We start from the raw sequence: 12,460 nt of genomic DNA on the forward strand, positions 1-12,460 counted from the left end.
GCGCTGGGTCGCGGTTCGTCACTGACGAACCGCGACGCGATATCGCGAGGGATGAACGAGTGAACGTAGTGAACGAGTGAATCGGTTGGGGAGGGCGTGGCTACTCCGTGTTGCCACGATAGCAGCAAATCTGTTCCCCCAGTCGTTCTGTATCCGTTCTACAGATTTAACACAAATAATCGACAGACGTTACGAGGATTATCGCTCGAGCACCATCACGTACCGCGTCAGCGACCGGTGAACCCGGCGCTCGAACGCGGACTCGAGTTCCCAGCCGGCCGCCCGCGCTTCCCCGGCCCACGATCGATCGGCGATCACGACCGCTCGCGGGGCCACTCGACGGGCTTCCTCGAGCGCGCCGGCAACGAGGTCCGCGAGCCGGTGCGTCTCGATCTTCGACTGACGCCCGTAGGGAGCGTCGAAGACGACGCCGTCGACCGCGTCGTCGGCCAGCGGTAGCCGGGTCGCGTCACCGCGGCCGACGTGCCACGACCCCCGCGACACGCCGGTGGGCGAGGGCTCGTCGCGCTCGAGGAAGTGTCCCAAATTGGTCCGCGCGCCCTCGGCCATCTTCGCCTGCGCGTCGGTGCCGATCACGTCCGCGCCGACGAGGCCCGCCTCGACGAGCACGCCGCCGGTGCCACACATCGGGTCGAGGATCGTCGCGCCCGACCGAGCGCCGGCGACGTTCGCCACGGCCCGCGCGAGCAGCGGGTCCATGCTGCCGGGCTGGAAGAAGGGTTTGTCCGTCGGCGCGCGGGTCCCGAAATCGCGGACGCTCTCGGCCGCGAGCCAGCCGAGTGCACAGACGGAGACCCGCTCGCCGTCGGCGTCATCGGTTCCGTCGCCCTCGAGGGGCTCGAGCACGCCGTCGTCTCCGTCGGTCTCGAGCGTCCCCTCCGAAAACGCGACGCGCAGGAGGTGGTCGGGCTCCTCGAGATCCACGGAAAAGCCGCGATCGACCAGGATTTGGCCGAGTTCACGTTCCGCCGTTTCGGTGCTCACGCCGCTCGAGCCGTGGACGTCCGTCGCCCGTACCGCGACCGATCCCTCTCGGTCGATCGCGGCGGCCTCGAGGATCGCGCGAGCGCTCTCGAGGTCTGCGTCGCCCCGTCCCAGGAGTTCGCTGGTGCGGTGGGTGTAGGCGAGGCCGCGGACGCGATCGGGGACGACCGACCGTGCGACGGCGAGCCCCGGTGCGATTCCCTCCACGCCGGTCGCGGTGCTCCGGGCCTCGCGTGCCGCGAACGCGTCGTCCTCGCCGCCGAACTCGAGAAGGTACACGGTCGACTGTCGCCGCGCCTCGGGTATGAGAGTGCCGTTTTTCGCGAATCACCCGCGGAACGCACGTTGGTCCGTCTCGCACCTTCCACTACGGATTCGAGGTCGAAGTTTGTCGAAAGCGGGCGTCCTGCTATCGTGGCACCACGGAATCGCCACACCCTCCCCAACCGATTTCTGCTCACGGGCGCTCAGCGCCCGTCTGCTCACGGCGGCGGAGCCGCCGTTCGCATGGTATGCGAGACCGGAGGTCTCGCACTATTCGCATGGTTCGCGGGACCGTCGGTCCCGCGCTAACGCTCGCTCCTACCGTCGCTCACTCATCCCTCGCGCATGTTCGCGCCGCGGTTCGCCGTCACGGCGAACCGCGACCCAGCGCGCGCCACGGCACGTGGGTCCGCCGATCACGGATCGCTACTCCTGGCCGTATGAGCAACCACGACCCGGCGACGGTCACGGATCGATTCCGGTCGTATATACCGGATATATCAGGTGGCGGTACCAACCTTTATAAATCTTAAATACGTCCTTTTAAGCGACTAATGACGGATCCGAAGGACACCATCAACATCGAAAACGTGGTGGCGTCGACCGGCATCGGGCAGGAACTCGACCTCCAGAGCGTCGCGATGGACCTCGAGGGGGCCGACTACGACCCCGAGCAGTTCCCCGGTCTCGTCTACCGAACCCAGAATCCCAAATCCGCCGCCCTGATCTTCCGATCGGGAAAGATCGTCTGTACCGGCGCGAAAAGCACCGACGACGTCCACGAGAGCCTGCGAATCGTCTTCGACAAGCTCCGTGAACTCCAGATTCAGGTCAACGAAGACCCCGAGATCGTCGTCCAGAACATCGTCACCTCGGCCGATCTGGGCCGGAACCTCAACCTGAACGCGATCGCTATCGGGCTGGGCCTCGAGAACATCGAGTACGAGCCCGAGCAGTTCCCCGGCCTCGTCTACCGACTCGACGACCCCGAGGTCGTCGCCCTGCTCTTTGGCTCCGGGAAACTCGTCATCACCGGCGGGAAAAAGCCCGTCGACGCCGAACACGCGGTCGACAAGATCGTCTCCCGGCTCGAGGACCTCGGTCTGCTCGAGTAACGCCGTCCGGGTCGCGTTGCTCGAGCCGGTGTCGCCGCCATCAGCGGCTGTCCGCTTACAGACGAGCCGTCGGTAACCGTCTGCGCGACATCGTCCCGAATTCGGCCCCGTTGAACGATTCTGTTGCTCACCGGTCGGTAATCCGCTGTTACTCGCGTTCGGGAACTCGCGTCGATTCCGAATCGTCACGAGTTCCGTCGCTGGTCGCCGAATCGTCGTTGCTTTTACTGGGTTCTCGATCGTTCATTCCGGCCATAGCGGGGCCGACTGGACTGAATCGTGCCATATTCGTCGAAACGACTGCTCGCGTTTATCCGGAGTGGCGTCGCTGACTTTCTCGTGTCCATGACGATCCACCCTGATCCAACGCCGACCGCTTCGGATCGGTTTCGCCTCGGCAACGACGGTGCGCTCGGTCGTCGCCCCCTCCCGCGCGAGACGATCTCCCGCGTCGTCGACAGCGACCGCCGCTGTGAAATCCTCCGCTGTGTGCTCGCGACCGACGATCCGCTCCCCCTCCGGACGCTCGTCGGCCGGCTCGCCGACGCCGAACACGACCCCACGGTCGGGACGACGATCCACCAACTGCGCCAGCGGATTCACACGTCGCTGCGCGAAACCCACCTCCCGCTGCTCGAGAAACACGATATCGTCCGCTTCGATCGGGTGCGGAGCCTCGTCGGTCCGGCGGCGAACTGCGCCGCGTTCGAATCGCTCCTCGAGTTCGACTCGCTCGAGCGACCGATCGCCGCCCGGCTCGAGTAGCCCGGACGCGGATCGATCGGATGCGGTGCTTCGTCGGTCCGGCGCTCGAGCCTCGACTCGGCCGGCCGGTCGGGCCCCACCGACCGGACTACTCGACCAGTCGCTCGATCTCGGTCACCAAAATATCGCTCGCGCCGGCGTTTTTGACCTCGGTGATCGTCTCGAAGACGCTTCGCTCGTCGACGACGGCGTGGACGGCGACGGTCGCCTCGTCGCCGTTTTCGTCGGCGATGTCCATGATCGTCGGCCCGCCCAGCCCCGGAATGACGTCGCGGACGTCCTCGAGTCGGTCCCGGGGAACGTTCATCATCAGGTAGCGCTTCCCTTCGGCCTGTTTGACCGAGGAGAGAGCGGTCCCGACCTCGTCGATCTTGGGCTCGTCGAGCACGTCGTCGCGACCGAACAGTCGGACGGAACTCGAGAGGACCTCGTCGACGATGGCCAGTCGATTCATCTTCAGCGTCGTCCCGGTGCTCGTGATGTCGACGATGGCGTCGGCCATCTCGACGTGGGGCGTGAGTTCCGTCGCGCCCGAAACCTCGACGATATCCGGCTCGACGCCGGTGTCGGCGAAGAAGTCCTCGGTGATGTTCGGGAACTCGGTGGCGACCGTCTTGCCCGCCAGCTCCTCGAGTCGCTCGATATCGCCGTCCTCGGGAGCCGCGAGGACGAGTCGGCAGCGCCCGAACTCGAGGTCGAGCAGCTCCGAGACGTTGTCCACGCGCGCCTCCTGCACCTGATCGAAGCCCGTAATGCCCAGATCGGCCGCGCCGTCGGAGACGTACTCCGGGATATCGGCCGCACGGGCGAACAGTACGGTCACTTCGGGGTCGACGGTATCCGCGTAGAGCTTTCGGTCCGCTCCGTTCTCGAGGTGGAGTCCCGCCCGCTCGAGGAGGTCGATCGTCGGCTCGTGCAGGCGGCCCTTGTTGGGAACGGCGATTCGCATATGCTGGCACGTTAGCGGCGGGGCGGGAACTGTCTTTTCATCCGACCGACGGCCACCTCACACCCCTTCTCCCGGGAGTAGCCTGCCTCACCTCCTTGGTGCGCGACCGCGTACTAACCGGTTGAGAACCGACCGATGGACGACCGCGACCGCCGAACCGGGAACGATCCGGAACCGGCCGATACCGCTCGAGACGACGGCGAGCGGTCGGATCGGGTCGAGCGGTCGCTGCTCGAGGGCGAGGCAGACGACGCCGAACGGGGGAGAGACGAGATTCGGGACCGCCACGATTCGGGTGGCGGTCACGGCCACGGCGATGACCGCCACGAGCACGGTGACCACGGCGGCGGCATGCACGCCGGCCACGAAACGATGTTCCGACGGCGGTTTTTCGTCTCGACGCTGCTCTCGATTCCCGTTCTCCTCTACAGCGAGACGCTCCAGGGATGGCTCGGCTTTTCGATGCCGTCGTTCCCCGGTAGCGAGTGGCTCACCCCCGTCTTCGCGGTGATCGTCTTCGCCTACGGCGGCGTTCCGTTCCTTCGGATGGCGGTTCCGGAACTGCGAGAGCGCGCACCGGGGATGATGACGCTCATCTCGATGGCGATCACGGTCGCGTTCGTCTACAGCCTCGCGAGCCTCATCGTCCCGACCGAGTCGGCCTTCTTCTGGGAACTCGTCACGCTGATCGACATCATGTTGCTGGGTCACTGGATCGAGATGCGCTCGGTCCGGCGGGCCTCGAGTGCGCTGGACGAACTGGCGAAGCTGATGCCGGATACCGCCGAGCGGATTACGAGCGACGGCGAGACCGAAGAAGATCCCGCGAGCGACCTCGAGGAAGGGGATCTCGTCCTCGTTCGGCCCGGCGCGAGCGTGCCGGCGGACGGCGTCGTCGAGGCGGGCGAGTCTGACGTCAACGAGTCGATGATCACCGGCGAATCGACGCCGGTCTCGAAGGATCCCACAGACGAGGTGATCGGCGGGACGGTCAACGGCGACGGCAGCCTCCGAGTGCGGATCGGCGCGACGGGCGAGGAGACGACGCTCGCCGGCATCATGCGCCTGGTCGAGGAGGCCCAGTCGAGCGAATCGAAAACGCAGGCGCTGGCCGATCGCGCCGCGGGCTGGCTGTTCTACGTCGCCCTCGGCGCGGCCGTCGTCACGGCCGGCGCGTGGACGATCGCGGTGGGATTCGATTCGACGGTGATCGAACGCGTCGTCACCGTCCTCGTCATCGCCTGTCCGCACGCGCTCGGACTGGCCATTCCCCTCGTCGTCGCGATCAACACCTCGCTGGCCGCGCGCAACGGGATGCTCGTCCGTGACCGCATCGCGATGGAGCGGGCCCGAACCCTCGATACGGTCGTCTTCGACAAGACCGGGACGCTCACCGAGGGCGAGCAGGGCGTGGTCGACATCGAGACCGTCGGCGATGTCTCCGAGGAGGACGCCCTGCGACTGGCCGCGACCGTCGAGGGCGACTCCGAACACATGATCGCTCGAGCGGTTCGCGAAGCGGCCGACGAGCGCGGCGTCTCGAGGGGATCCGCCACGGAGTTTGAGGCGCTAAAGGGGCGCGGGGTTCGCGCGACAGTGGATGGCGAACGGATTCACGTCGGCGGTCCGAACCTGTTCTCGGAGCTCGAGGGCGGCGTGCCAGCGGAACTCGAGCGATTCGCCGCTCGAGCGGGCGAGAACGCCCAGACGGTGGTCTACCTCGTCCGTGAGGGGGACCCAGTCGCCGCGTTCGCGCTCGCGGACGTCGTCCGCGAGGAGAGCTACCGGGTCGTCGACGCGCTTCACGAACTCGGACTCGAGGTGGCGATGCTGACCGGCGATTCCGAGGACGTGGCCCGCGCGGTCGCGACCGATCTCGGGATCGATACGGTGTTCGCAGAGGTGTTGCCGGAGGACAAAGACGAGAAGATCACGGAGCTCCAGGCGCAGGGCAAATCGGTCGCGATGGTCGGCGACGGGGTCAACGACGCGCCGGCGCTCACCCGGGCCGACATCGGGATCGCGATCGGGAGCGGGACGGACGTCGCGGTCGAGTCGGCGGACATCATCCTCGTCAAGAACAACCCGATGGACGTGGTTCGGCTCGTGAAACTGAGCCGCGCGAGCTACCGGAAGATGCAACAGAACCTCGTCTGGGCCGCGGGCTACAACGTCTTCGCGCTCCCGCTGGCGGCCGGGATCCTCGCGCCGATCGGGGTCCTCCTCTCGCCGGCCGTCGGCGCACTGCTCATGTCGCTCAGCACGGTTATCGTCGCGATCAACGCGCAGTTCCTCCGACGCGTCGATCTATCGATCCCAGGCCTGCCGGGCGTCTCCGCGCCGCGAGAGCCGCGACCGGCGGATTGATTCGCGAATTCCTCGATCGGCACCTTTCGGTCACGAATCCGGAGCCCGACCCTCCCGTTCCTTTTCGTCGTCGGGAACGTTCCATCTCGTCTGCCCGGTTCGCGAACCGCGACGGCGGTGATGGGCCTACTAGTCAGTCCGCTCGCGAGTGCCATCCTCTGGCGGCGCTTCGACACGTTCGTCTTCTTTCTGCTCATCCCGTTCGTCCCGTTCCGTGGCTCGAGCCGAGACGCATCCGAGGAAACGGTTCGAGCGTGCCCCACCTGCGGGTTCCGGACGCAGAATCGCGGATACGACTACTATCCTCGAGACGGAACGCGAGTAGAAGAGCGACGGTAGTAGCGCTGCAGTCGGTTCGCGCAGTTACGCACTGGCCTCGTACCCCGCCTCGTCGACCGCTTCGACGAGAGCCGCCGTCTCCGCGTCGCCCTCGACGGTCGCCCGCTCCGCCTCGCGGTCGACGCCTACGGAATCGACGCCTGAAACGCCCTCGAGCGCGTCTTTGACGGTTTGCTCGCAGTGTTCGCAGGACATTCCTTCGACGGTAATGGTCTGACTCATACGAGACGATACGGACGGCTACTCTTTGTGCATTACTCCTTCCGACGCGGGCGTAGCGCCGACGTATACTTCAGATTCCAAAGCAACCGGTCGCTAGTCTCTTTGCTATCCCGGTCGAACGGTGCCGTATGCGCGACCTCGACGAGACCGACATGGCGATCCTGCGGCTGCTGGGCGACGACGCTCGGCGGCCGTACAGCGAAATCGCCGAGGCGGTGGACCTCTCCGGGCCGGCCGTTTCCGACCGCGTCCAGCGACTCGAGGAGGCGGGCGTCATCGAGCGTTTCACCGTCGACGTGGATCAGTCACAGCTCCGAGCCGGGATCCCGGTATTCGTGCGGGCGACCGTTCCCGCGGCCGACGTCGACGACTGCAAAGCGACGATCGCGGACGCCGACGCCGTCGAGCACGTGTTCGTCACCGCCGACGGCGAGTGCTGGTTCTACGCTCGTGCACAGGTACAACAGGTCCGCGAGTGGCTCGATGGGCTCCTCCCTGACGCGGAGGGCGTCGACTACGACGTCACGCTGATCGACGACGCCGAGTGGACGCCCTCGCTCGACGGCACGTCGTTCGCGCTCACCTGCGCAGAGTGTGGTAATACCGTCGACAGCGAGGGGGAGTCGACTCGCATCGACGGCGAGGTGTACCACTTCTGCTGTCCATCCTGCTCGAGTCGATTCGAAGGGCGATACACTCGACTCGAGGAGGGAGTTTGACCTTCTATTCCAAAGCTACCACTGCCTCTAACTTTAGATTCTATCCAGTAAAGTGGGTAAGGCGGGATCACCTAGTACCCAGTAATGAGTACCCGGACCGCACACCTGGATATCCGGGGCATGAGCTGTGCGAACTGTTCGCAGACGATCAGCGATGCCCTGGAGTCCCTCGACGGCGTGAGCGAGGCGAACGCCAACTACGCGACCGACGACGGGACCGTCGAGTACGACCCCGACGTGGTATCGCTCGCCGAGATCTACGAGGCCATCGAGACGGCCGGCTACAGCGCCGAACGCGCGAGCCGGTCGATCGGGATCACGGACATGTCCTGTGCGAACTGCGCCGAGACGAACGAGTCGGCGCTCGAGGACGTGCCCGGCGTCATCGACGCGGACGTCAACTACGCGACCGACGAGGCGACCGTCGCGTACAATCCCGACGATGTCTCGCTCTCCGAGCTCTACGGGGCGATCGAGCGGGCCGGCTACACGCCAGTCCGCGACGAGTCGGGTGGCGAATCGGACCAGGAACGCCGCGACGCGGCCCGACAGACGGAACTGCGAAAGCAGCGTCGGCTGACGATCTTCGGTGCCGTTCTGTCGGCCCCGTTCCTGCTCTTCCTCGCCGATAAGTTCCTGCTCGGCGGGGCGCTCGTGCCGGAGACCGTCTTCGGGATCGAGTTCGGCTGGCTCGAGTTCTTGCTCGCGACGCCGGTCCAGCTCGTCCTGGGCCGCCCGTTCTACGTCAACTCCTACAACGCGCTCGTGAAGAACCGGCGCGCCAACATGGACGTGCTGATCGCGCTGGGCTCGTCGACGGCGTACGTCTACAGCCTCGTCGTCTTGCTGGGACTGCTGGCAGGCAGCATGTACTTCGACACCGCCGCGTTGATCCTCGTGTTCATCACGCTGGGAAACTACCTCGAGGCCCGCTCGAAAGGCCAGGCCGGCGAGGCCCTGCGAAAACTCCTCGAGATGGAGGCCGAGACGGCCACGCTGGTCGACGACGAGGGGAACGAGGAAGAGGTGCCCCTCGAGGACGTCGCGGTCGGCGACCGGATGAAGGTTCGGCCCGGCGAGAAGGTGCCGACCGACGGCGTCGTCGTCGACGGCCAGTCCGCGGTCGACGAGTCGATGGTGACCGGCGAGTCCGTCCCCGTCGAGAAGGAGGAAGGCGACGAGGTGATCGGCTCGACGATCAACGAGAACGGCGTGTTGACCGTCGAGGCGACGAAGGTCGGCGAGGACACGGCCCTGCAGGGGATCGTCCAGACGGTCAAAGAGGCACAGTCCCGCCAACCGGAAATCCAGAACCTCGCCGATCGCATCTCGGCGTACTTCGTCCCCGCGGTCATCCTGAACGCGACGTTCTGGGGACTGGTCTGGTTCCTCTTCCCCGAGGCGCTGGCCGGGTTCGTCGGCGGGCTTCCCCTGTGGGGACTGGTCGGCGGCGGTCCGGCCGCACTTTCGACGTTCGAGTTCGCGATCGTCGTCTTCGCCTCCGCGGTGCTGATCGCTTGCCCCTGTGCGCTCGGTCTCGCCACGCCCGCGGCGACGATGGTCGGCTCCACGCTGGGCGCGCAAAACGGCGTCTTGTTCAAAGGAGGTGACATCCTCGAGCGCGCGAAGGATGTCGACACCGTCGTCTTCGACAAGACCGGCACCCTGACGACCGGCGAGATGACGCTGACCGACGTGGTCGCGCTCGAGGATGGGGAGACAGCGGCGGCCGCTGACGGCGGCGAACCGGCCGCCGACGGCGGTGAGCCGAGCAGCGAGGAGCGCAGCTCCTCGGGCCGTTCGAGCCGGCGAAGCCCGCGAGAAGACGAGACGAGGCGATCCTCGTCGAACCCGCGGTTCGACGGTGGGGCGCTCGCGGCCCGCGAACGTCTCGACGAGAACGAGGTGCTCCGACTCGCCGCCAGCGCCGAGCGCGACAGCGAACACCCGCTCGCGCAGGCCATCGTCGAGGGGGCCGAGGAGCGCGGCCTCGAGCTATCCGATCCCGAGTCGTTCGAGAACGTTCCGGGACAGGGCGTCCGGGCGACCGTCGACGGCCGCGAGGTCCTGGTCGGCAACCGGCGGCTGCTCGAGGGCGACGACGTCGATCCGTCGCCCGCCGAAGCGGCGATGGAACGGCTCGAGGACGAAGGCAAGACCGCGATGCTGGTCGCGGTCGACGGCGCGGTCGCGGGCGCGGTCGCGGACGCCGACACCGTCAAGGAGAGCTCGGCCGAGGCCGTCGCCGCGCTGCGAGAGCGCGGGCTGGACGTGATGTTGATCACCGGCGACAACGAGCGAACGGCCCGCGCCGTGGCCGAGCGGGTCGGCATCGACCCCGAAAACGTCCGCGCGGGAGTCCTCCCCGAGGACAAGGCCGACGCGCTCGAAGACGTGCAGTCGGCGGGCCGCAAGGCCATGATGGTCGGCGACGGCGTTAACGACGCACCGGCGCTCGCGGTCGCGTACGTCGGCACGGCGATCGGTTCGGGGACGGACGTGGCCATCGAGGCCGCGGACGTGACGCTGATGCGCGACGATCCGCTCGACGTGGTGAAGGCCATCCGCATCTCCGAGGCCACCCTCCAGAAGATCAAGCAGAACCTCGTCTGGGCGCTGGGCTACAACACCGCGATGATCCCGCTGGCCTCGCTGGGGCTGCTCCAGCCCGTGCTCGCGGCCGGCGCGATGGCGCTGTCCTCGGTGTCGGTCCTCTCGAACAGCCTGCTCTTCCGTCGGTACACGCCCGACCGCGACTACGAGCTGTTCGGACGGCTCCGCCGTTGATTGGTTCGTATGAACGGCTTCCGGGCAGCCGTCGATCCAATCGTAAAATAGCGTTCGGTCCGAGCGGCGGTGACCGAACCATCACTCGTCCGTCTCGAGTGAATCTCCCGCGTCGCGTCCGCCGACGCTTTGGATTCCGTTAGTTCTGGGTCGACGATTCCTCGTCGTCGGCTTTCTGCTCCGCTTCGTCTTCTGTTTGCTCTTCGTCTTCCGTCTCTTCTTCGTCTTCGCCCTCGTCTTTGGGTTCGTCCTTCTCGTCCCTCTTCTCGTCGATATCGACGATCTCCTGATCGTCGCTCGTTCCGCTCTGGCTGATCACCGGCTTGAGGATGTACTTCCCGCTCTTCCCGGCCTTGTGCGGCGCGATGTCGTAGACGAAGTCGACCCGCTCGCCGTTACCGACGGTGAATCCCGTGTTTAGGTGGAGCTTGTTGCTCGGTAGTTTCACCTTCGTCTCGCTCCCGTCGGTCAGGATGCCTTCGGTGTCGCTGACGTAGATGAAGACTTTCTCGTAGTCGCCGGCCGGCAACTCGAACTCGTCTATCATGGACGCGTTCGCGCCTTTCAACTCGGTGAGGTCGACCGTCCGATTGTCGACATCGTACTCGATCCACTCCTCGTCGTTGCCGCCGTCGTCGTCTTTCTCTTCCGTCTCGTCTTCTCCGTCTTTCTCCTCGCTTGCCGCCTCGTCGTCCCTCTCCCCGTCGTCAGTTTCGTTTTCCTCGTCCGAATCGTCGGGCGACGTTTCGTTGCCGTCGTCGGACTCGTTCTCGTCGTCCCCGTCAGTTTCGTTCCCGCTACTGTCGGTCTCGTTCGAATCGTCGTCACTCAGATCACCGGTCCGCTTGAATCCGACCTTCGTAATCGTCACGTTGAGGTGTTGAAAATCGTCGATCACGCTCGGGTCGTCGCTGACGTAGAACGCGGCCGTCCCCATCCCACCGTCGCTCGAGTCCGTCGTGGACGAGTCGTCGGTCGGTGAATTACTGTCCGGCGTTCCGCCCAGCCCGCCGGCGCAGCCGGCAATGGCGACGAGGGCTGCAACGAGTATCAGTTGGACCGCTTGTCTGTTCATACGCAGTGAGAGTCAGTCATTCGATAAAAGGGAGTCGACGATTCGATCCGTTCACAACCGTTCAGACGCTCCAAAACCGGGATACCAGTGGTTCGAATCGCCGTTTCAGTCAGACCGTTGCTCGTCACTCGAGTCAGGCGGCGAACAGCGCCTCGAGCAGCGCGGGCGTGACGAAGGCCTCGACGACGGCGGCGACGACGAGTAACAGCCACCCGGCGAGGACGAGGAGGCCGGTCCGGTAGAGGTAGCGTCTCGTGAGGATCGCGTCGCGCGACCCGCGAAGCCGCTGGCCGACCCGGTACAGCAGCCGGAAGCCGACGCCGGCGGCGATGAAGAGCGCGGGGAGTTCGAAGATTCCGTGCGGGAGCAGGCCGACGAGGATGAAGCCGATGCCGTCGCTACTGGCGATGTACGCGCCGACGTTGCCGACGATGACGCCGTTGAACAGCATCGACCACGCGGTCAGGAGGCCGAGGGTGAGCGCGCCGAGGATCGAGAGCAGGAACGCCCGCGTGTTGTTGATGAGCAGGAAGCGCGCGAGTTCGACCCTGCTTCGGTCGCTGATGTCCGGAAACAACGGCTGCCCGACCGCTTCCTGGATGATCTCGAGGAGGTTGTAGCCGGCGGCCATCAGCGCGATGCCGACGACGATCCCGAACGCGAACAGGGCGGCGGCGAAGCCGACGTATCGGCTGTGTTCGTCCCACGCGTCCGCGAGCGCTTCGCGCGGCGGATAGCCGCCGGTGGAGCGGTCGCGCTCGCGTTGGGTCCGTTCGTTCATAGTCTTATATTTCCGAAATAACGCATAAAGCCCGCGGCTCGTCTCGCGGGCGGCCATCGACAGGCTAAGGCC

The 12,460-nt window shown here is 65.9% G+C and carries 11 protein-coding genes; 6 read left to right on the plus strand and 5 right to left on the minus strand.

Annotation, left to right across the window (positions count from 1 at the left end):
- Positions 1-198: 198 nt before the first annotated feature.
- Positions 199-1,284, minus strand: coding sequence for a methyltransferase domain-containing protein (locus tag AC0QDI_RS13635; RefSeq protein ID WP_474669006.1), 1,086 nt, complete (start codon positions 1,282-1,284; stop codon positions 199-201).
- Positions 1,285-1,823: 539 nt separating this feature from the next.
- Between AC0QDI_RS13635 and AC0QDI_RS13640 the strand changes: the two genes are divergently transcribed.
- Positions 1,824-2,384 (plus strand): TATA-box-binding protein, encoded by a 561-nt coding sequence (locus AC0QDI_RS13640; protein ID WP_006092636.1) that lies wholly within the window; start codon positions 1,824-1,826, stop codon positions 2,382-2,384.
- A 345-nt stretch (positions 2,385-2,729) separates the two neighbouring features.
- Complete coding sequence (locus AC0QDI_RS13645; RefSeq protein ID WP_474669008.1) at positions 2,730-3,149, plus strand: DUF7344 domain-containing protein; 420 nt, start codon at positions 2,730-2,732, stop codon at positions 3,147-3,149.
- An 88-nt stretch (positions 3,150-3,237) separates the two neighbouring features.
- Here AC0QDI_RS13645 and hisG read toward each other — a convergent pair whose 3' ends face one another.
- The gene (gene hisG / locus AC0QDI_RS13650) at positions 3,238-4,098 is read right to left on the minus strand and encodes an ATP phosphoribosyltransferase (protein WP_474669010.1); all 861 of its coding nucleotides are present in this window, start codon (positions 4,096-4,098) and stop codon (positions 3,238-3,240) included.
- Positions 4,099-4,233: 135 nt separating this feature from the next.
- Between hisG and AC0QDI_RS13655 the strand changes: the two genes are divergently transcribed.
- Together AC0QDI_RS13655 and AC0QDI_RS13660 are read left to right on the plus strand one after the other, a co-directional pair.
- Positions 4,234-6,465, plus strand: a complete 2,232-nt coding sequence (locus AC0QDI_RS13655) for a copper-translocating P-type ATPase (RefSeq protein WP_474669012.1) — start codon at positions 4,234-4,236, stop codon at positions 6,463-6,465.
- Positions 6,466-6,585: 120 nt separating this feature from the next.
- On the plus strand, positions 6,586-6,804 hold the full coding sequence (locus AC0QDI_RS13660) for a hypothetical protein (RefSeq protein WP_474669014.1): 219 nt from the start codon (positions 6,586-6,588) through the stop codon (positions 6,802-6,804).
- Positions 6,805-6,828: 24 nt separating this feature from the next.
- On the opposite strand, the gene AC0QDI_RS13665 is transcribed toward AC0QDI_RS13660, so the two are convergent.
- Positions 6,829-7,026: a heavy-metal-associated domain-containing protein gene (locus tag AC0QDI_RS13665; RefSeq protein ID WP_474669016.1), complete on the minus strand. Its 198-nt coding sequence runs from the start codon at positions 7,024-7,026 to the stop codon at positions 6,829-6,831.
- 128 nt (positions 7,027-7,154) lie between these two features.
- On the opposite strand from AC0QDI_RS13665, the gene AC0QDI_RS13670 reads away from it, so the two are divergent.
- Positions 7,155-7,745, plus strand: coding sequence for a winged helix-turn-helix transcriptional regulator (locus AC0QDI_RS13670; RefSeq protein ID WP_474669018.1), 591 nt, complete (start codon positions 7,155-7,157; stop codon positions 7,743-7,745).
- An 84-nt stretch (positions 7,746-7,829) separates the two neighbouring features.
- Positions 7,830-10,532, plus strand: a complete 2,703-nt coding sequence (locus AC0QDI_RS13675) for a heavy metal translocating P-type ATPase (RefSeq protein WP_474669020.1) — start codon at positions 7,830-7,832, stop codon at positions 10,530-10,532.
- 139 nt (positions 10,533-10,671) lie between these two features.
- Here the strand turns inward: AC0QDI_RS13675 and AC0QDI_RS13680 are convergent, their stop codons facing one another.
- Both AC0QDI_RS13680 and AC0QDI_RS13685 read right to left on the minus strand, forming a co-directional pair.
- Positions 10,672-11,607 carry a DUF4382 domain-containing protein gene (locus AC0QDI_RS13680; RefSeq protein ID WP_474669022.1) on the minus strand — a complete coding sequence of 312 codons (936 nt, stop codon included), beginning with the start codon at positions 11,605-11,607 and terminating at the stop codon, positions 10,672-10,674.
- Between the two features lie 133 nt (positions 11,608-11,740).
- Complete coding sequence (locus AC0QDI_RS13685) at positions 11,741-12,388, minus strand: stage II sporulation protein M (RefSeq protein WP_474669023.1); 648 nt, start codon at positions 12,386-12,388, stop codon at positions 11,741-11,743.
- Positions 12,389-12,460: the final 72 nt, after the last annotated feature.

The organism is Natrinema sp. LJW11, assembly GCF_056135975.1.